The organism is Peribacillus sp. NPDC006672, from assembly GCF_050274955.1.
Classification (GTDB): Bacteria; Bacillota; Bacilli; order Bacillales; family DSM-1321; genus Peribacillus.
Genome location: NZ_JBNNOR010000018.1, coordinates 41,430 through 63,270 on the forward strand (window position 1 = coordinate 41,430; position 21,841 = coordinate 63,270).

The 21,841-nt window shown below is 40.8% G+C and carries 16 protein-coding genes; 3 read left to right on the forward strand and 13 right to left on the reverse strand.

Annotated elements, in window-relative coordinates; all coding sequences use genetic code 11:
• Positions 1 to 113 precede the first annotated feature (113 nt).
• The 11 genes from ACQKKK_RS22125 to ACQKKK_RS22175 form a co-directional block, all read right to left on the reverse strand.
• The gene (locus ACQKKK_RS22125) at positions 114 to 329 is read right to left on the reverse strand and encodes a hypothetical protein (protein ID WP_427619146.1); all 216 of its coding nucleotides are present in this window, start codon (positions 327 to 329) and stop codon (positions 114 to 116) included.
• A 16-nt stretch (positions 330 to 345) separates the two neighbouring features.
• On the reverse strand, positions 346 to 1,830 hold the full coding sequence (locus ACQKKK_RS22130; RefSeq protein ID WP_427619148.1) for an NCS1 family transporter: 1,485 nt from the start codon (positions 1,828 to 1,830) through the stop codon (positions 346 to 348).
• Between the two features lie 42 nt (positions 1,831 to 1,872).
• A complete protein-coding gene (gene hydA / locus ACQKKK_RS22135) occupies positions 1,873 to 3,291 on the reverse strand; it encodes a dihydropyrimidinase (RefSeq protein ID WP_427619149.1) in 1,419 nt (472 codons plus the stop codon).
• Between the two features lie 14 nt (positions 3,292 to 3,305).
• A complete protein-coding gene (gene preA / locus ACQKKK_RS22140; protein WP_427619151.1) occupies positions 3,306 to 4,592 on the reverse strand; it encodes an NAD-dependent dihydropyrimidine dehydrogenase subunit PreA in 1,287 nt (428 codons plus the stop codon).
• 26 nt (positions 4,593 to 4,618) lie between these two features.
• Positions 4,619 to 5,977 (reverse strand): NAD(P)-dependent oxidoreductase, encoded by a 1,359-nt coding sequence (locus ACQKKK_RS22145; protein WP_427619181.1) that lies wholly within the window; start codon positions 5,975 to 5,977, stop codon positions 4,619 to 4,621.
• A 693-nt stretch (positions 5,978 to 6,670) separates the two neighbouring features.
• Positions 6,671 to 7,933 (reverse strand): GTPase HflX, encoded by a 1,263-nt coding sequence (gene hflX, locus ACQKKK_RS22150; RefSeq protein ID WP_427619153.1) that lies wholly within the window; start codon positions 7,931 to 7,933, stop codon positions 6,671 to 6,673.
• Positions 7,934 to 8,325: 392 nt separating this feature from the next.
• Positions 8,326 to 10,449, reverse strand: coding sequence for a heavy metal translocating P-type ATPase (locus tag ACQKKK_RS22155; RefSeq protein WP_427619155.1), 2,124 nt, complete (start codon positions 10,447 to 10,449; stop codon positions 8,326 to 8,328).
• Positions 10,442 to 10,813 carry an ArsR/SmtB family transcription factor gene (locus ACQKKK_RS22160; RefSeq protein WP_427619157.1) on the reverse strand — a complete coding sequence of 124 codons (372 nt, stop codon included), beginning with the start codon at positions 10,811 to 10,813 and terminating at the stop codon, positions 10,442 to 10,444. Before ACQKKK_RS22160 ends, ACQKKK_RS22155 begins: the two co-directional genes overlap by 8 nt.
• A gap of 556 nt (positions 10,814 to 11,369) precedes the next feature.
• Positions 11,370 to 11,570: a cold-shock protein gene (locus tag ACQKKK_RS22165; protein WP_034304915.1), complete on the reverse strand. Its 201-nt coding sequence runs from the start codon at positions 11,568 to 11,570 to the stop codon at positions 11,370 to 11,372.
• Positions 11,571 to 11,911: 341 nt separating this feature from the next.
• The gene (locus ACQKKK_RS22170; protein ID WP_427619159.1) at positions 11,912 to 13,606 is read right to left on the reverse strand and encodes a methyl-accepting chemotaxis protein; all 1,695 of its coding nucleotides are present in this window, start codon (positions 13,604 to 13,606) and stop codon (positions 11,912 to 11,914) included.
• 13 nt (positions 13,607 to 13,619) lie between these two features.
• Positions 13,620 to 14,789 (reverse strand): ATP-grasp domain-containing protein, encoded by a 1,170-nt coding sequence (locus tag ACQKKK_RS22175; protein WP_427619161.1) that lies wholly within the window; start codon positions 14,787 to 14,789, stop codon positions 13,620 to 13,622.
• Between the two features lie 495 nt (positions 14,790 to 15,284).
• Here ACQKKK_RS22175 and ACQKKK_RS22180 point away from each other — a divergent pair, with 495 nt between their 5' ends.
• The 3 genes from ACQKKK_RS22180 to ACQKKK_RS22190 are packed head-to-tail and all read left to right on the forward strand — an operon-like array spanning position 15,285 to position 18,759.
• Complete coding sequence (locus tag ACQKKK_RS22180; protein WP_427619162.1) at positions 15,285 to 17,030, forward strand: ABC transporter ATP-binding protein; 1,746 nt, start codon at positions 15,285 to 15,287, stop codon at positions 17,028 to 17,030.
• Positions 17,031 to 17,053: 23 nt separating this feature from the next.
• Complete coding sequence (locus tag ACQKKK_RS22185; RefSeq protein WP_427619164.1) at positions 17,054 to 17,728, forward strand: response regulator transcription factor; 675 nt, start codon at positions 17,054 to 17,056, stop codon at positions 17,726 to 17,728.
• Positions 17,725 to 18,759 carry a sensor histidine kinase gene (locus ACQKKK_RS22190; protein ID WP_427619166.1) on the forward strand — a complete coding sequence of 345 codons (1,035 nt, stop codon included), beginning with the start codon at positions 17,725 to 17,727 and terminating at the stop codon, positions 18,757 to 18,759. The genes ACQKKK_RS22185 and ACQKKK_RS22190 overlap by 4 nt, the downstream gene beginning before the upstream one ends.
• Before the next feature lie 137 nt (positions 18,760 to 18,896).
• On the opposite strand, the gene ACQKKK_RS22195 is transcribed toward ACQKKK_RS22190, so the two are convergent.
• Both ACQKKK_RS22195 and glmS read right to left on the reverse strand, forming a co-directional pair.
• Complete coding sequence (locus ACQKKK_RS22195; RefSeq protein WP_427619168.1) at positions 18,897 to 19,268, reverse strand: iron chaperone; 372 nt, start codon at positions 19,266 to 19,268, stop codon at positions 18,897 to 18,899.
• A gap of 451 nt (positions 19,269 to 19,719) precedes the next feature.
• Positions 19,720 to 21,522, reverse strand: a complete 1,803-nt coding sequence (gene glmS, locus ACQKKK_RS22200) for a glutamine--fructose-6-phosphate transaminase (isomerizing) (protein ID WP_427619170.1) — start codon at positions 21,520 to 21,522, stop codon at positions 19,720 to 19,722.
• Positions 21,523 to 21,841: the final 319 nt, after the last annotated feature.

Consider the following 21,841-nt stretch of genomic DNA (forward strand, 5'->3'; position numbering starts at 1 on the left):
GATTACCTGCTCATTCACTTTCAGCATCTATCTTTTCCTCTTAGAATGAAAATCTAAACATGCACAAAAAAAAGGACCCATTCATGAGGAATAGGCCTGGTCCATTGCAAATTTCAATTTAACTTCTTGTAAAGCAACGTAGAGAAGTATTTTCTTCCTTCCGGGGTTTTCACTTCCAATTGCTTCCACTCCTGATTCGTTCCTTCAATCAGTTCAAAATCGAGAAAAGCTCCGCTTAAATTTTCTGAAACCCGGGTGATTCGATATCCTCTTTCAAGTAAAAAATCGATTTGTTCCCTTTCTAAGCGATAGTCTTGATATTCGGACATTCCCATTCCCCCTTTTTTATACGTTCTCCTTGCCAGTTGAAGCCGTAAAAACCGTCTCTTCTTCTAGCTCTAGACCTTTTTCGATTTTCCAATCCCTTCCGACGGAAATACCCAAATATTTTTCATCGCTGGGATCAATGATTTCAGCCTGTTCATATTTCTTGAACCACCAATATTTAGCCAATATATAATAACTTGCACTGCCAAGAACAAAGCCAATAATAAATGAGTAATTCGAAAAAATTGTTGCACCAATTCCTCCAATCACCCAAGAAATGATTCCTGCCCAATTAACTCCATTCAAGTATTTATACTGGCCTTCACTCTCATAGAGTTCTTGTACATTAACCCGCCGTTTACGGAGAAAATAATAATCTGCTACAAGGATGCCGACAATGGACGCCAGGATTCCACCTATTATTAATAAAACTTCTATTATTATTCCGAACAGGCTCCATGGCTGAACTACTATCCCAATAATCCCCGCTACAACGACTCCCGCCCAAAATGGCAATTTAGGACCCATGATATTGGAGAAAATGGTAGCTGCAGGAATGACATTGGCCGTAGTATTCGTCGACCATTGAGCAAATACGATCATGATTAAAAGGACGCCGAGAGCAATCCCACTTGCTGATCCCTGTATAGCAACTACGGGATCATAATTGGAAACAGCCATATATGAAACCGCACCGATAATGACCATGAACGTCTGAGTGATGGGATAGGTGATAATATTCCCAATTATCTGCCCCTTATTGCGTTTGAACCAATTTTTTTCATTTTTTGGTGCCTTTATATAGCGGGAGAGGGTCGGCATATCTGCAGTCAATGTGCCCCAAAATCCCATATTTGCCATAATGACGACCATGAAAGCCGTAGCGGCAGCCCCGCCAGTGACCGGACTTTCAATCCAGGACCATACATCTCTTCCTTGGGCCACAGCTTGATCGGAAAGGGTAAAATACATCCAGCCAGAAATTAAAATGATAACGGGCGCTGCCAAGTCGGCAAAACGTTCTATCGATTTTATTCCCATTGCCGTGTTGACCAATTGTAAAACGGCAAAAATGAGGAAGCAGATAAACCAATTATCAAAATCAAAAAGGGTTGTAAAGATAGCATTCATTGCAGTAGCTCCAAAGTAAGTGTTAAGACCAAACCAGCATGAAGCTACAAACCCCCGTACAACCGAAGGGATATGGGTTCCTATCGTACCGAACGGCGCCCTCATATAGACTGGGAATGATATTCCATGCTCAACACCAATATCCCCTGTCATTGTCATCAAAAAGCCGAGAACCACACAGGCAATGACCGTTGCAAGAACGACCAGGCCTAAGGACAAGCTTTGAACACCATTCCCGCCAATCGCGAAGGCAGCCAATACTACGGCCATGCCCACCCAAATAAAACCAAATCCGGCTGCACTTATGTTTTTCTCACTATGGGGTATAGGCAGCAAATCGGGAGACTTTAAATAATCTTTCTTCTCACTCATATAAAATCCCCCTATATTAATTTGCATGATTCCTTACCGGAGTTAGACTGAAAGCTTTTTCCCTGTATCCTGCTTCAGTGCCGCATTATATTTTGCCCGTTTCAAGAATTGCCCTTTTCCAGCTTCGCCTACAAATTGTTTGTCTTTAATGACGAATTGACCTCTGGATAAGACGGAAACCGGTTCACCTGTAATTTCCATACCTTCAAACGCATTATAATCCACAGCCATGTGATGAGTATCTGCAGAAATGGTCCTTTCAACTTCCGGGTCAAAAATGACAATATCAGCATCCGAACCTACTGCAATCGTCCCTTTCTTAGGGAATAATCCAAATAGTTTGGCAGCACGCGTAGAGGTCATATCGACGAATTGATTCAAGGTAATACGCTCTTTCATGACCCCTTCAGAAAAGAGGATACTCATGCGGTCCTCAATCGTTGGGCCGCCGTTCGGTATTTTCGTGAAATCTTCACGTCCAAGGTCCTTCTGACCCTTAAAATCAAAAGAGCATTGATCGGAGCCGATCGTTTGCAACTGTCCCATTTTCAAAGCATTCCATAGCACGTCCTGGTTTTTCTTCTCCCTTAATGGCGGGGACCATACATACTTAGATCCTTCGAAATGGGGCTTTTCAAGATAAGACTGGTCAAGGACCAAATATTGCGGACAAGTCTCCCCCCAAATATCCACCCCTTTATTTCTTGCCTCGATAATCTTTTCAACTGCATCTCCACAGGTGACATGAACGACATAAAGCTGACCGTTTGCCATTTCCGTCAGTTTAGCTGCCCGTCCGGTTGCTTCACCTTCAAGCTCCGGCGGTCTTGTTAAGGCATGGTAAATTGGATCGGTGTTACCTTCAGCAAGCGCCTTCTTTGTAAGATAATCGATGACATCACCATTTTCAGCGTGAACCATGACTAGTGCGCCAAGTTCCTTTGCTTGCAACAAAGTGCGGTATAGTGTGGCATCATCTGCTTGAAAAACATTCTTGTAAGCCATGAACACTTTAAAGGAGGAAATCCCTTCATTATCGATGATACTTGGCAACTCAGCCAATACATCATCATTAATCTCACTGATCATTAAATGAAAACCATAATCTATGGCGGCCTTTTCATTTGCCTTTTCATGCCATGTTTCAATCGCTTTCTTTAACGGCGCCCCTTTTTCGGTCAAACAAAAGTCGATGACCGTTGTCGTACCTCCATATGCAGCGGCAATCGTTCCTGTTTCATAATCATCCTTTGTGGTTGTCCCGCCAAACGGCATATCGAGATGGGTATGTGGGTCAATGCCCCCCGGAAAAATATAAGCTCCTTTTGCATCTATTACTTCAGCCCCCTCAGCAGGCAGGTCCTTGCCAATCATTGCAATCTTCTCATTTTCAATTAATATATCTGCTTGATACGTATCTGCGGCCGTTGCGATCGTTCCATTTTTAATGATTTTCTTCAAATTCGATCCCTCCATCATTTTACGAAATCAACACTTTCACTGCCGATGCCCCCAAGGAACGATTGGCGTTCATTCCACGTCATTGGCGGTAATTCATTTGTCAATTCAATCATATCGATCGCCCCATCGACCGGACATACGATCGAGCAAAGATTACATCCTACGCAATCTTCTTCGCGCACCCTCAAGTAGGAGCTGCCTGATGTGTCCTTTAACATATCTATACATTGATGAGAAGTATCTTCACAGGCAATATGGCATTTGTTGCAGTTAATGCACACATCATTATTAATGCGTGCAACTACCTTATAATTAAGATCTAAATTCCCCCAATCGGAATAGCGCGGTACAGACTTACCGACAATATCCATCACAGACGATATCCCTTTTTCATCAAGGTAATTGGACAGGCCATCAATCATGTCCTCCACTATCCTAAAACCGTGATGCATGGCAGCCGTACAAATTTGCACTCCGGTTGAACCCATCAGTAAAAATTCCACTGTATCCTGCCAATTTGAAATGCCGCCTATTCCTGAGATGGGAACATTAATCATTGGATTCCTTGCACACTCTGCCACCATGTTCAATGCGATTGGCTTCACAGCAGGACCACAATACCCTCCATGAGCCCCCTTGCCTCCTACATGGGGAATCGTATTCCATGAATGAATGTCCACTCCTGCTAAGCTGTTAATCGTATTGATCATACTTATTGCATCCGCACCGCCGCGCACCGCCGCTTCAGCCGTAACCGTAATGTCGGTTATATTCGGTGTAAGCTTGACGATGACAGGTTTGGATGCTGCTTCCTTCGCCCAATATGTTTGCTTTTCCACAAGTTCGGGAACCTGTCCCGAAGCAGCTCCCATCCCACGCTCAGCCATACCGTGCGGGCAGCCAAAGTTCAACTCGTAACCATCAACACCTACATCTTCTATACGCTTGATGATTTCATGCCACTTTTCCTGTTGTGGCTCCACCATTACTGATGCAATGATTGCATGATCAGGGAACCTCTTCTTCGTTTCATATATTTCTTTCAAATTCACTTCAAGCGGCCGATCCGTAATTAATTCTATATTGTTGAACCCGGCGACTCTTTGTCCATTAAAGCTGACCGCTGCAAAACGTGATGAAACATTCAGGATGGGATCACCCAACGTCTTCCAAACAGCTCCGCCCCAGCCAGCTTCAAATGCCCGCTGTACTTGATAACCCGAATTAGTAGGTGGTGCTGAAGCAAGCCAAAAAGGATTGGGAGATTTAATACCTGCAAGATCAATTGATAAATCAGCCATGATAAGCCTCCTAATTTTCATTATTATTAAGCAATATCCACCGCTTCACCCATTAAAACCGAGTCAATTTCATAGGCTGTCTTCTTCCCTTGCTGGGCAGCTGAAACAACCATTGCTTCACCTTGGCCTTTTCCGAAAATCACGTCACCGCACGCAAAAACTTTTTCATTCGATGTTCTGAAGGAATCTCCTTCCAATGTAACTACACCGCCATCATGTTGTATGCCAAACTGTTCAATCAATCCTACATACCTGGATTGGCCTATAGCGCGAATGACCCCATCGACCGGTATGACGAACTCTGATCCGGAAATTGGGACTGGACGGCGCCGGCCATCTTCCCCTGCCTCGCTAAGCATCATTTTTACACACTCGATGCCCGTTACCTGACCGCTTTCATCCGACAGGATCCTGGAAGGGTTAGTCAGCCAGTGAAACCCGACACCCTCTTGTTTGGCAAACTCATATTCAAAATCATAAGCTGTCATTTCCTTTTGGGTACGACGATATATAATGCTCACTTGTTCGGCACCTAGGCGTACAGAACAGGTCGCAGCATCGATCGCCGTATTTCCAGCCCCAATTACCGCCATCTTCTTCCCAATGAATTTATCAGTGATGCCCTCCGTTTTCGTTGCCTTGACGAAATCGATTGCATCATAAACTTCAGCCAAATCTTCTCCTTCTATTCCAAGCTTCGGAACAGCGGACATGCCAATAGCTAAAATGACCGCATCATAGTCGGCAGTCAGCTGATTTACGGAAACATCAACCCCGACCCGTGTATTCGTTTTAATTTCAACATCCAAACTCTTTACTTGTTCGACCTCCCAATAAGAAATGCTTTGAGGCAAACGGAACGATACAATTCCGTAAGTATTTAATCCGCCTGGATTTTTTTCAGCTTCGAAAATGGTTACACTGTAGCCAAGCAAGGCTAATTCCCTTGCTGCAGATAAGCCCGCTGGACCGCTTCCTACAATGGCAACTTTTTTGCCATTCTTCTTCCCGGTCTTAAAAAGGGCTTGTTTATTTTTGATGGCCCAATCTGTGGAATAACGCTGGAGATTGCCAATCATGATTGGCTTTGTAGAATGGTTCAGGACACATGCCCCCTCACATAACTCTTCAGTCGGACATACCCGCGCGCAGCTGGCACCGACAGGATTGGCCGTCATGATCGTCTTGGCCGACCCTTTAAAATTACCTGAAGCTATCTTCTTGATAAAACTCGGAATATCTATCCCTGTCGGACAGGCTTGAATACATGGGGCGTCATAGCAGTATAAACATCGATTCGATTCTTCCAAAGCTTCCCTTGGGGACAGCCCCCTCTCCGCTTCCTGAAAGTTAATCTCTAGGCCACCTTCTAACGGGCTCGTCATACTCATCTACTATTCTCCTTCCAAAAATTTATTTTTTGAAAAATAAAAAGGAGGAATTGCATGCATTTCTCCAAAAATACAATCCTCACATTTAAAGGATTGAAAACATAGCAACATGGTTTTACATCAATTTATTCGACAGACAGTCATGACGATTTCCTTGCCAAAATTCTCACGTTCATTTTATTATTTTCTCACTGGCCACGCCTGGCCCCTTCCTTCGGCCATAAAAAGCCCCCCTACTAATCTTAAAAACTCAAATCCTGATGGTTGATATGAGAAATGAGTTATTCTTTATTTTATAATGTTAAAAAGTAAGTTACATTATACAAAGTGTAAAGTATTGCCAACTGTCAGATATGCAATATGTAATATCCATGTTTCCTAACAATAAATGATAAACATCGTCATTTTTCTACATTCAAACTTATTTTCATGATACTTTCTGAAATTCTTTGATGATTTGTTCTGAAAACCTATTTATCAACACTTTGTCCACATAAAAAAAAAGCCCAGAAACTTTATTCAAGTTTTCCTAGGCTCATTATTTTTATCCACAACTTATACACATAATATATTGATTTATTCTCTTTATTTTTGCGGAACAAAAGCATTACAACCAAAGTTATCCACATAATTATATTTATATTCCCACTTATCAACAAACCGTTAACAACTTATCAACAGGAAGGTTCATTCTGGATGAATAACGTAACGATTATATTTCTCATAATCCGTTTTCTTGCACTCAAGCTTAATTCGATATCCGTTTTCCTCATATTCAGTTTCCGTTATATGACCATTTTCATTGAAATAAGAAACCAGCTGTCCTTGATCAAATGGAATCAGCATTTCACAATGAGTATAGTCGACAAAAATATGTCCGCGAATTTGATTGATCAATTCCTCGATGCCGACTTTATTTTTTACGGACATATATACAGATCCACGATTCACCTGCGGAATTTCCAAATCGGTAAGGTCCGCTTTATTATAGGCAAAAACCGTTGGAATCCCTTTAATGCCTATCTCTTCTAAAGTCTTATCAGTTATCTCTATTTGCTGCTCATGATTAGGGTTGGAAAAATCGACAACATGGATCAACAGATCCGCTTCTACCACTTCTTCTAATGTGGATCGGAATGCTTTCACAAGATGATGGGGCAATTTAGACACAAAGCCCACCGTATCCGTCAATAAGAATTCCTTTTTATCCGGCAGCGGAATGTTTCGTACGGATGTCTCAAGAGTAGCGAACAGCATATCCTTTTCCAAAACCTGCTTCTCGGCTGTCGGATGGAACATTCCGATCAGGGCATTCATGATTGATGATTTCCCTGCATTGGTATAACCTACTAAGGATACAACAGGGACGGAATTCTTTTTCCGCTGTTTTCTCTGCGTTTGCCGGTGTGCAACAAGCTCTTCCAATTCTTTATTCAAAACACTTATATTTTCCTCGATTCTCCTGCGGTCAAGCTCTAACTGCTTTTCACCTGCCCCTTTGTTTGTGCCGACTCCACCACTTTGACGCCCTAATGACTCCCTTAAACCAACAAGACGCGGGAGCATGTACTGAAGCTTTGCCACTTCTACCTGAAGCTGTGCTTCCTTCGTTTTCGCCCGGTGCGCGAAGATGTCAAGAATCAAGATTGTCCGATCGATCACCTTGCAATCCATGTCCCTCTCCAGGTTCCGAAGTTGCGAAGGTGAGAGCTGATCATTAAAAATGACGACGTTAGCTTCTTTATACTCAACGAGATTTTTTACTTCCTCAATCTTCCCGGTACCGATAAAATGTGATGAGGTCACCCGATGCAAATTTTGTGTGATGGTCCCTGCAACCTCGACCTCACATGCTTCCGTTAAGTTCGCCAATTCCTCCATTGAATACTCAAAATCCTTTTGACCGTTGAGATTAACTCCAACCAAGATTGCCCTCTGCTGTAATTCCATCCTTTCAAATCCCTTCCTACATACCTTACTCCCTAAAGCCTTACACATAGCCAAACCTATCATGCTGCACTAAAAGTCAGCCACATTGTAGCATACTAACCATCACTTGCATAACGATTCTTAGCCAAGCAAAATGTTCTTATTAGAATTCCTTTTACTAATAAATAAATTCAACTAAAAATAACAGGACTAAACAAAACCTGTCATGCTATATATCCTATTGATATTATTACTTTGGTTGATTAGAATGATTTTCCCTTGTAAAACTTTCCCTGATCAAATCTATTTACGTTTTGCATATTTTCAAAGTTTCACATGAAACAATTGGAAAGTGCATAACAAAAGCTCCCCAACACTTTAGGGAGCCCATATTCTTTTATTCTTTTATTCTTTTATTCTTTTATTCTCAGTAATCTTAGACTGTTCAATGTAACTAATAATGTTGCACCCATGTCGGCAAAAATCGCCATCCAAAGTGTCAACCAGCCCGGCGCTATCAATAATAAGGCCACGATTTTAATCACCAACGAAAACGTGATGTTCTGCTTAATGATTTTTAAGGTTTTGCGACTTAAGCTGATTGTATAAGGCAGCTTCGATAAGTCATCACCCATTAAAGCAATGTCTGCTGTTTCAAGGGCCGTATCAGTACCCGCCCCGCCCATTGCAATCCCTACCGTGGAAGCTGCCAAGGCAGGGGCATCATTGACACCATCGCCCACCATGGCCACTCGATCATATTTTTGTTTCCATCGTTTGATGATGGTCAGTTTATCTTGTGGCAATAGCTCCGCCTCAATCTCCTGAACCCCAGCTGCAGCTCCAATCGCTTTTGCTGTCCCGATATTATCCCCGGTCAGCATTATCGTTTTTTCAATGCCCAATGCATGCAGTTTCCGAATTGCTTCCTTACTGCTTTCCCTTATTTCATCAGCCACCGCAATGAGTGCCAGGAGCTTCATTTGATCACCTAGAACCATCACTGTTTTCCCTGCATTTTGAAAGCCGCTGATCAGTTTAAGGACGTCATTAGAGAAAACTATACCTGCCACTTCTTCAAGAAGATGGGGTTTACCAATGTAATAGATTTCTTGATTGATTTTCCCTTTTATACCTTTACCAGTGATTGCTGTAAAATCCTCGACCAATAAAGAATGATAGTCCACGTCATGGTTTTCTGCCTTTTGAAGTATGGCCGTGGCAAGGGGGTGCTGTGATCTGCTTTCTAAAGCGGCAGCGATCGCTAACACGTCCTGTTCATTCAACACATCAGACAATACTGTGAAATCAGTCACTTCAGGTACGCCCTTTGTTAAAGTACCCGTTTTATCAAACGCAATCGCCTTTAAGGCTCCCGCTTCCTCCAAATGGACCCCGCCTTTAATCAGCACACCATGTTTAGCAGCATTTCCTATTGCTGTCACAATAGCGATGGGCGTTGAAATGACCAAAGCACAAGGACAACCGACAACCAGTACAGCCAATCCCCGGTAAATCCATTCACTCCAGTCCCCGTTGTTCACAAGCGGGGGTAACACGGCAATGACCAAGGCAATGAGCATAATAGCCGGCGTATAAAATTTTGCAAACTTATCCACGAAAGCTTGGGAAGGGGCCTTTTCTGCCTGTGCTTCTTCAACAAGGTGGATGATTTTTGCAATCGTCGTATCCTCGACCCGCTTCGTGACCTCCACTTCGAGCAACCCTTCCCCATTTAAGGTTCCGGCAAATACTTCACCCTCAACCGTTTTGAAAACCGGCTCGGATTCCCCTGTAATGGTTGCTTGATTAAGTGTCGAGGCCCCTTTCATGATCCTGCCATCCATAGCAATCTTTTGGCCGGGTTTAACGATCATGATATCGCCCACTTCAATCTCACCAACAGCAACCATCATTTCTTGATGCCCTCTTAGGATCAAGGCTTCTTTAGGTGCGATATTCATTAAGGATTCTATGGAATTACGCGCTTTATCCATCGAATATTTTTCCAGTGCTTCACTTATTGCAAATAGAATGACGACAGTTGCCCCTTCGCCCCATTCTCCCAGCACGGCCGCTCCGATGATGGCAACCGTCATAAGGGTGTGCATATCAAACCGAAGTCTGGCAAGATTTTTCAACCCATTGAAAAATAATGAATATCCTCCAACTATGATTGCAGCCGCATAACCGATTACCGGCATGGTGCTTCCATCAACATATTGCTTATCCAATACCCAACCGATTAGCAGAAGGATAACCGAGAACACCACTTTAATATTTTCTTTTTGCTTCCAAATTGGTTCTCTTTGCGTCACCTGTTCCTGTTCATCCCGGATTCTCAGGTTATCAAAAGCCCCCGCCTTTTCAATCTCTTCAATTGTCGCGCTTCCCTGTATAGAAATCTTTGAAGCACCAAAGTTAATTTTGGCTTCCTTCACACCCTCCAGATCACGGACATTGTTCTCAAATTTAGCCGCACAGTTCGTGCAGGATAGACCCTGAATACGATACGTTTTTAATGGGGACTCAGCCATTGATCTTTACCTCCTGCTGATGTTCTAATGCAATGAGAATCAATTGCTTTATATGGTGATCATCTAAAGAATAAAAAGCTAATTTTCCTTCTTTTCGGTATTTTACGATTGCATGTTTATAAAGTGTACGAAGATGATGTGACGTAGTTGCCATCGAAGCACCAATGATATTGGCCAGATCGCACACACACAATTCCTCGTCCGTACAGAGCGCATAAGCTATCTTCGCCCTATTTTCATCACCTATGACTTTAAACAGCTTCGACATGCTGGATATATTCACCTGGCTCATCTCTTCTTGAATGCGATTAACCTTCACTTCATCATGCAGGTGGACATCACATACATCTTTCAGTTCCGTCATCTTCTCACACCCCTCATTCAAATCTTTGTTTGATTATAATATAACATAATTCCCTGAATATTCAAATCCATATTTGAATGTTTAAGAGTCTTTCTCCTTTCTCCAAACGCTTAGTGAAAGTACCCTATATGTCTTTATATGTGGGTATCACTTTTTTGTTTCACATCCTCGATTTTGCTCGCCCCCCTAGAATGTTGCTGAACAAAAAAGGACAGGCCCCAGAATATCCGCCTGTCCTCTTTCCAGAAACCCATCCATCCTTCTCGAATCGCGTGAACCGAAACTTTTATCTGCCGATGACAAAAAAAGGAGTCCTTCACGCCCCTTCAATCCAATGATTTCAGTAATTCCCTATCTGTACCTTGGTAAGTATAATATATTTAATTTAGTATTTTCTTGAAGAACTATGATATACTTAGTCAAACCTTTTTAAGCGTTTTACTTTACTTGTACCATTTACCCTGCTCAACGTTGAGCAGGGTTTTTTGTTATGTATTTTCACAAAACAAAAAAGACAGACCCTATAACTAGGATCTGTCTTTATTTGTTTTTGAAATTATGCTTTTTGAACGTTAGAAGCTTGAGGTCCACGTTGACCTTGCTCTACTTCAAAAGTAACTTCTTGACCTTCGTCTAAAGATTTGAAACCTTCGCTTTGGATAGCTGAGAAATGTACGAATACGTCGTCTCCGTTTTCGCGTTCGATGAATCCAAAACCTTTTTCTGCGTTAAACCATTTCACTTTACCTTGTTCCATTGTTGTTGCCTCCTAGTGCATTTAAGCACATTGTATTACTATCCTTGCTCTAAGTCATCATCGAAAACGAAAAGTAGTACTTTTAGTATCCTTAGTACCGAACAAAAATAATTAAGACTAAGCATAACATTAAATGGCAGCGATTGCAAATAGTTTGGGCAAACTTTTTTCAAGCAATTTTTAATACTCTTTAAATTCATCAACAAATAAGCATGAACTAATTTGGACTCTTTGTGTTATATCTTGATGGCCCACATGACATCTCACATGCATTTCCACAAACAAAAACATCCCGTAAACAAAGCTTACGGGACGTTTTTGTAGATGTTCACATCAAAAAATTATTTTTTCGTAATAAACTTTTCTACCATTTCTTCTAATATGGCCGCTTCGTTTGCTAACTCTCCGTTTTTTTCTTTCAATCCAGTCATTATGGAATTTTGTTGAATTGCAGCCGCAGAGATTTGCTCCGTCGTTGCGACTCCCTCTTCTGAAATCGCTGCTATTTCCTGAATGGATGCCAGGCTTTCATCCGAAGACTCGTTGATTTTTTTCGAATGGGTCGCTAATTGTTCTGTGCCTTCCAACAATTTCTCTACGGATTCGAATATCTTATTGAAAATCTCGCCATTGTTTTCCACTAAGGAAACACCATTTAATATATCCTGGAAACTTCCATCATTATTTTGGATGACTTTGGCTGTTTGTTCATTAATCCGCATGATCGATTCTGAGATGATATCGATGGATTCATCTGTTTGCACAGCCAATTTTTGCACCTCTTGAGCGACTACAGCAAAACCTCTGCCGGCATCCCCCGCCCGTGCCGCTTCAATGGAAGCATTAAGGGATAGCAGGTTCGTTTGAGAAGCAATGACCCTTATTAAACCAATCACTTCATTTATCTTCACTACATCCTCTTCAAGGCTCACCAAATTGGCTTTATTCGCTTGGCCATTTTCCAAGATTTTATCCATCTGGCTCGTTACATCTTGCACTTGTTTACTTCCTTGTTCAGCAAGTGTATTGGCATGCATGGTAAACTCATTCATTTTATTCGTTTGCTCGTTCATTAAACGGATTGTATCCGTTAAGTCACTGATCATACTAGAAATTCGATCAATATGATGGGCACGTTCTTCTGAAGCTTTTGCCTCTTCCGTTGTCCCCGTTACTATCTGGCCATAGGATTCCACCATCTCGTCAAAGGATTGGTGAATGGACACTGTCGTTTGATTCATCTTTTGAGCATGTTCACGGACATTCTGAATTATATGGGACAAACTTAATCTCATATCTTCGAATCCATGTGACAGATCGCCAATCTCATCCTGTCTGCCAATGGGAATCGGTTTACTTAAGTCCCCTTCTGCCATTTCATTCGTGTAACCAACAAGCTCATTGACGGGTCCCGAGATCTTTTTACCGATGACAACGGCGCATAGCACGCCTAATATAATGGCACTTGCAAGAAATAAGATATTATAGAATATCATTGTGCTTTTCAATTCATCAATGAATTTTGCATCCATATCGATTCCGACAATCGCGTCCGTTCCCTTGATTGGCGTAAAGTATGACTTGTGTGTACCCCACTTATCTTTATATAATTCACTTAATACTTCTTTGTTTCCATTTATCGATTTTGCCTGTTCCGGCGTGAAAGGGGATTCCACCATGTAGTCCTCGCTGCCGCTCAAGGCTGCAATCATGTCGGCATCATTCTCCCGCTTCAGTACATAAACATATTCAATGCCCTTTTTATCTTCAACAAAGGCATCTAATTTCCGCTTAATCTCTTCTCCCCGCACCGAAGCATTGTTTATCAAAGTGGGATTGAGGCTTGCTGCTAAACTGTGGGCATTTTCAGAAAGACGCTCATCGAATTGCGGAAGGACATTCTCATTGATCATTTTATTAGTAATATAGGAAAAGCAAAGGCCCATGGCCCCTGCGAAAAGTACGAATGGAATAATATAAAACAAGAATAGTTTTGCCAGCAAAGATTTTTTAGGATTCAGCTTTAAAAATCTCATTTCCATGCCCCCCTTAGATGAAAACCAGGTGTTTTATAGTCAAATATGATATTAAGTCCAAATGAAGCAATTCAAGATTTTCATTCAAATCCTCACTTCTATAAAAGATGATTGCCATGCTCCGGTCTTTTTGGAAAGGAAGCTGCCTATATTCCAAAACATGTTCGAACTCATGATGAAGTCCATCATGATCAATACATGAAACATCTTCCAGATTTATTTCCAGTGGAACCTCTGCAAAGAAAAAGCTATATATATGATCGTCCATCTCTTCCAATATCCGATTCCAATCGGGTTTCGTTCCTGAAAAATAGTGTTCATACATATTCATTCCATAGGCATGGTAACCTAGATCCGTTGTACCCGCCCCAGCAAAACGCAGGGGATTGATTTCGATGGGTATCACCCGGTTTCCCTTTTTGCGAATTTCAAAGTGTACTGGATAATTCCTAAGTGGAAGGACCGTTTGGATATTCTTCATGAACTTTAGTGCATCATGATAGATTTCATTAATAGCCAACTTCGAAGTATAATAAATCCGATCTGAAGTATCGTAGTCATCCTTGAATAATCGTTTGAAGACATTCAAAATGACCGGTTCACCATCTTGATTGTAATAACCATCAATGGCATACTCTTCACCCTGAATCCACTCTTCTATTAAAACGGTCTGGGAACCGACCACTTCTGAATCATATAATCCATCCGAATGAAGTAAATCCGCTTTAAGCTGGTTCACGGCTATTTCCCAATCCTGCTCATTCTTGACTTTGTGCACCCCTACACTTGAATAGCCAATATTGGGTTTGATAACCACTGGATACGGTATTTGATTTTTATCCAGGTCACTTATTATGGATAAATCGATATCTTGGAAATAGAAATCAGGATATAAAGATTTCGTCAAATTTCGCACCTGACTCTTATCCTTCAATAACTTTGACCAAATGTATTCATTGCTATTTGGTTGAAAATGACCTAATACTGTTATGCCACTTTCAGAGTTTGTAAGAATTCTTTTTTCCTTTTCCATGGACTTAAAAAATTCTGTATCTTTTTGAATATTTAGCTTTCCTGTTGTTAAAGTGTCTCCCCATTGCCCTTGTTCCAGTACTGGAATTTGCTGTTCCTCTAACACCTTTAAAAGAATTGGCGACACAATGGGCTCATTCAAAATAATCATTCTTTTCACCTAACTTATCTGTTTTTTGTATCTCCATATTTAATCGGATAAAACCGGTAAGTATTTAGTTTATGTAGGTATTTATTATTACAATTACACTGAAATGTATATTTTCAGTGTATCCTTTTACCCATTTACCCGCAAATCGAAACTGATTTTTAGTACTTATCAAAAGCTAAAGCCATAAGTCCTACGTTCTTTTCCCCTAAAATAAATTTCTATGATTGAGTTAGATTTGCAAGCCAATTGAAAAAAGGAGATATCACTATCTCCCCTCAGTTTGTCGGCATTTTTTCAATGTCGGCTTTATATTTTTTCAACTTTACCAATCACCAATATTAGATTAGCCTTGACTGATTTTATTTAGATAAAATGTGATATCCTGTTTTTATCAATTGAAGGAAATTCTGCTAAGTCTAAAGAAGTTCATATTTAATTCATAACTTCTTTATATACTTGCTCTGTAATAAAGATCAAGAAAGGATGTATTTACGTATGTCAAATGAAAAAAAGCAAAAAGGATGGCGCCAGTTCATTCGGTTAGTTCAACAAACGAAGCCTTCTAAACTAATGATAGGAATTGCATTAGCATTAAGCCTAGGTACAACAGGTGTAGGTTTATTAGTCCCTTTATTTACAAAAAATCTAATTAATGATTTTTCAGTCAGTTCACTAAGCACTGAACGGATCACACTTCTCGTTCTTGCTATCATTATTCAAGCATTGGCCAGTGGATTTTCCATCTATTTGTTAAATCGGATCGGTCAAGCTGTAGTGGCGGGTATCCGTGATCAACTATGGAGAAAAATACTCGTATTACCCGTGAGTTATTTTGATGAACATCCATCGGGTGAAACGGTCAGCCGAATGACAAATGATACAACTGTAGTGAAGGGATTAATCTCTGAACACCTCTCTAATTTCGTTACAGGAATCATTTCCATCGTTGGCTCCATGATCGTGTTATTTGTACTGGATTGGAAAATGACATTGTTAATGTTCATTGCCATCCCACTCTCTGTTTTGATATTAATGCCACTAGGGAAAAAAATGCATAAAATTTCAAAAGGGATGCAGGACGAAACAGCAAGCTTCACCGCAGTCCTTCAGCAGGTGCTAACGGAAATCCGTCTTGTTAAAGCATCGAATGCAGAAACATTTGAATATCAAAATGGAAAAAAAGGAATCAACAAATTATTTCAATTTGGATTAAAAGAAGCAAGAATCCAAGCTTTGATTGCGCCGCTTATGAGTTTTGTCATGATGGCTTTACTCGTACTGATTTTAGGTTATGGGGGAATGCGAGTTTCTTCAGGAGCCCTGACAGCTGGAGCTTTAGTTGCATTCATTATGTATCTTTTCCAAATAATTATGCCAATGGCTCAATTAGCCAGTTTCTTTACACAATTCCAAAAAGCTACGGGTGCCACAGAGCGCATCATTTCCATTTTGGATTCAGCAGAGGAAGAAGATTCGGAGCAGCAAGTTCAAAATATAAATCAATCAATCACCGTAGATCACCTGAACTATAGTTATAATGATGGAGAACAGGTACTTAAAGATATAAGCTTTAACGTTGAAGCAGGTAAGGTCACTGCAATTGTCGGCCCAAGCGGCAGCGGAAAAACCACCCTTTTCTCATTATTCGAGCGTTTCTACAAACCACAGCAAGGCTCCATTTCCATAGGCGGGAAATCCATAAATGATTTCACACTCCTTTCATGGAGAAGCCAGATTGGGTATGTTTCACAAGAAAGTCCAATTGTATCAGGCACAATTCGAGATAATATTTGTTATGGAATGTATCGGGATATAACAGATGAGGAATTAAATCAAGTAGCTAAAATGGCGTATGCAGATCAGTTTATTTCTGAGCTTCCCAACGGATTTGATACAGAGGTTGGTGAAAGGGGCATGAAATTATCAGGCGGTCAAAGGCAAAGAATTGCAATCGCTCGAGCATTTTTAAGAAACCCAAAAATATTAATGCTTGATGAAGCCACCTCAAGCCTAGACAGCAAATCAGAAAACGTTGTTCAACAGGCGTTAAATGATTTAATGAAAGGCAGAACAACAATAGTAATTGCTCACCGCCTATCGACCGTTATTGGTTCAGATCAAATCATCTTCCTGGAAAAAGGAAAAATAACAGGCAGCGGAACACATAAAGAGCTATATAATACGCACTCCTTATATCGTGAGTTTGCTGAACAGCAGTTAAACAAACTTGAACTGGCTTAATTCACTGAAAGGAAAGAAGAAGGATGACAAAAATATTAATTGTCGATGATGATGCCCATATTCGCGAACTTATAAACCTGTTGTTAAGAAAAGAAGGGTTTAATCTATATGAAGCCTCAGATGGCCTGCAAGCATTGGAATTAATGGAGACAGTGAAAATCGATTTGGCAGTCATCGATATTATGATGCCTAACATGGATGGATGGCAATTATGCAAAGAGTTAAGGGAATTTAGTGATATCCCCATTTTAGTGCTGACTGCAAAAGGGGAAACAACACAGAAAGTAAAAGGATTCGGGCTTGGGGCAGATGATTATCTTGTAAAGCCATTTGAGCCGATTGAATTGGTTCTTAGAATAAAGGCATTATTAAAACGGTATAAAATCACTATTTCACAAACATTAAATATCGGCGAATTAAAGATGAATCGCAACACACATGAATTGTCATTCAAAAACCAGGAATATACGATTCCATTAAAAGAATTCGAATTGTTGTTTAAATTAGCAAGCTATCCTGGAAAAACGTTCTCCAGGGAAGATCTTATTGAAGACATTTGGGGTTATGATTATGAAGGTGATGAACGAACTGTCGATGTTCATATTAAAAGACTAAGAGAACGGTTTCCAGAATCGGAATTCCCCTTCCGGATTAAAACGATTTGGGGATTGGGCTACCGTTTAGAGATAACGGGATGAGAAGCAATCGATTTTTCAAACAAATGCTTGGCATACTGTTTTTTCTTACGTTTATTTCAATTTGCTTTTCGGCCGGTTACTATATCATTCAGCTATTGCCATTAAGGCTAACCGATTATGTTCGGTATCTGGCTACAATCGTGACAAGCATCGCAATCATGATATTAATTGGTCACCTTATCCATGCTATCCATCACAATAAACGGGTAAATATTTACCTCGAGATCATAGATGCCTTAAGGAAAATAGCAAATGGCGATTATAATGTACAATTGGATTTTAAAATGGATAAAAGAAACGAAATGACCGATATCATTAACCACTTCAATCACATGGCCAATCAATTGAAACAAATGGAAGAAATGCGGCAGGAATTCATCTCTAACGTCTCACATGAAATACAGTCGCCCCTTACCTCCATTGTTGGATTTGCCCAAGCTCTTCAATATAATAAGCTGACAATAGAAGAACGAAATCATTATCTTCATATAATTGAGACAGAGAGCAGAAGATTATCTAAATTAAGTGATAACCTTCTAAAGCTTACATCCCTTGAATCCGAGCACCATCCTTTTGAAAGGGCAGATTTCCGGCTGGATCAGCAAATACGAACCATTATTTTGGCTTGTGAACCAACGTGGTTGGAAAAAGAACTCGAATTGGATATATCTTTAGAAAAGATTCCAATTTTTGCAGACCAGGATTTAATGAGCCAGGTATGGACAAATTTAATACACAATAGTATCAAATTCACCCGCCATCGTGGAAAAATCACGATTCGGTTACAACAGATTGATGACCTAGCATCCATAACGATATCCGACAATGGAATTGGCATTTCCGAAACGGACCAGTTTCATATATTCGAGCGATTCTATAAAGCCGACCTGGCAAGGGAACGCTCAAAAAGCGGCAGCGGTTTAGGACTATCCATCGTGAAAAAGATTATTGAGATGCATGAAGGGACCATATCCGTGAAAAGTGAACTCGAAAAGGGAACGACTTTCACCATTCTGCTTCCTATTCCGTGAAAGATTTGGTGATTTTTAAGGATTTTAAATCCATAGTAATAAAAAACAGCTGCAATGGCAGCTGTTTTTAAAATCTATTTGTTGGTTTTGAATATAGCTTGATTAAAATTAACTTCACCCTAAAAAATCCAATTTTTTTATTTCCGCCAAAAAGTTGAACAGGCTGCCTTATCCCAAATATTAAACTCGATCATGCTCTCAAGTAATGAGTAATCAACCGGACGATCCCACTTGATACGCACCAACTGCTTGGTGTGATCATAGCCAGCCTGCACGATTTTCTCAGAGAAATACTTAATCCCTGCTATTTCAGGGGCAACAGCCAAATGGTGTTTCGCTACGCTAAAGCCAATGATATATGTGCCATGATCGGTAAACATAGGCTGATTCCACGCGATTTTTGGCATTAAATTTGGATATTTCTTAATTACCCAAGCCAAAACTTCTTCCGTTCGGTCCCGATGTTGCGGGTTATCAATCTTCGCTAAAAATTCTGCAAAAACTTCCATGTCCTTCTCTCCTAAAATTAATTTTTTTTGAATAATGTAATTTTCCCTCATCCGTATCATCATCAATATATATTAAATCGCCATCTTCCACACCATCTAAATTAAGTGCCGTATGGATTTCTTTCTACAATCCACCATAGGAAATCAATTGTTTGTAAGCCAGCGTCTTATCCAAATCTTTAATTATGCTCTTAAAGATGCTGCCATTACCTATCGATAGTTTTGATAGATTATATTAAACGACTTTATTTATATTGCACACTGATTCCTATTCCTCGGCCTTCTTTAATCCACTTGTCAACTTTAGAGGTTCCCGTTCTTATTGACATAAAAAAACACCCCGTAGGATAATTATATCCAACGGGGTGTTCAAATTTTCAAAAAGCAGTTACTCAGTTTTCAGTTAAACTGTATTTCAAGTCTATCTAACATACATTGCATTCATTCCAACTTACTCAACCGTTACACTTTTTGCAAGATTACGTGGTTTATCCACGTCACATTCGCGGTGCAAGGCAGCATAGTATGCAATGAGCTGCAGCGGGATAACAGAGATAAGGGGTGTTAATAATTCATTCACTTCCGGGATGACGAAACGGTCATCCTCTTCTTCCAGACCCTTCATGGAAATGATGCAAGGGTTGGCGCCGCGGGCAACCACTTCCTTCACATTACCACGGATGCTTAAGTTGACGCCTGCTTGAGTAGCAAGGGCTATGACAGGTGTACCTTCTTCAATCAAGGCAATCGTCCCATGTTTAAGCTCTCCGCCAGCAAAGCCTTCCGCCTGGATGTAAGAAATCTCCTTCAGTTTAAGCGCCCCTTCAAGTACAACATAGTAGTCAAGGGAACGGCCGATGAAGAAGCAGTTTCTCGTAACGGACAAATATTCACGGGCGATGTCTTCCATCTCTTCTTTCGAATCACATAGGGCTTCCATAGCCGTCGCAACGATTCCAAGCTCTTTTACAAGGTCGAAACCGTACTCCATGTTACGGAATTGGCCAGTTACATTCGCCAAGATGGATAAGACTGCCACTTGGGCTGTGTAGGCCTTTGTTGAGGCAACGGCAATTTCAGGGCCAGCATGCAGCAAGAGTGTATAATCCGCTTCACGTGACAATGTAGAGCCAGGTACGTTCGTGATGGTCAGGGCTTTATGACCAAGAGCTTTGATGGACACTAACACGGCACGACTGTCTGCAGTTTCACCACTTTGTGAAATGAAGATGAATAACGGTTTTTTCGATAATAACGGCATATTGTAAGTGAATTCCGATGCCACATGGACCTCAACCGGAATTTCAGTCATTTTTTCGATGAATTGCTTACCAATCAATCCTGCATGATAACTAGTTCCGCAAGCAATGATATAAATACGGTCAGCCTCACTTACGGCTTCAGTAATGCTATAATCGATTGCAAGTTTACCTTCTTCATTTTGGTATGCTTGAATGATTTTACGTATGACAGCTGGCTGCTCGTCGACTTCTTTGAGCATATAGTGAGGATACGTACCTTTTTCAATATCACTTGCATCCAGTTCAGCAGTGTATGGAGCACGCATAACTTCTTCGTTGGAAAGGTTCTTGATCGTTACCTTTTCATTTGTCACGATAACCATTTCCTTGTCCATCAGTTCAAGGAATTGATCTGTGACTTGCAGCATGGCCATTGCATCCGAAGCGACAACGTTAAAGTCTTTTCCGACGCCGATTAGCAGCGGGCTTTTATTTTTTGCGACAAAAATGGTTTCATCATTTTCAGCATCCAATAGGGCGATGGCATATGAGCCTTCTAATAGAGTGAGTGTTTGACGGAACGCCTCTTCCACTTCCATACCATCGTTTACGAACTTCTCTATGAGTTGAACGATGACTTCCGTATCCGTTTCACTTTTAAAGGCAACATCCTTCAAATATTCACGTTTTAGAATCGCATAGTTTTCAATGACCCCATTATGAACTAAAGTCAATCGGCCTGAATTACTTTGGTGAGGATGGGCATTATCACGGCTTGGCACACCATGGGTCGCCCAGCGCGTATGTCCTATTCCAGTATGTGCAATAGTGTTTTCATCCACGGCTCCACGTAAGTCCGCAATTCGTCCCTTTTCCTTAAAGATTGTCACGCCTGCATCATTTTTCACAGCAATCCCTGAAGAGTCATAACCGCGGTATTCAAGTTTTTCAAGACCTTTTAATAGAATTTCCTTCGCATCATTAAGTCCAATATATCCAACAATTCCACACATAATTTCTGTTCCTCCAAACGATTGAGGGAACAGGAATGCACGGGGGCATCCCTGCCCCCTCATCTCTGATATATATTTTTATAAAGGAAATGCCCTAAAGCACTTTTCCCATTGTGCATTTCCAATCCTTTGTGCAGTAAGTTGCCCTACTGTTTTAAGATTGGAATTACTGCGGCTGTGCACTTCAGCCGGGAGGTATCCGCCGATCATTCGATAAACCTCCTCCTCGTCAACTAAGCCTTTTCTCGACCAGACTTAGTTCAGGCGCTTTTGTAAATCCGTTTCTCCTTGCCTGCCCTCCTTTTTGAAACAACCATTT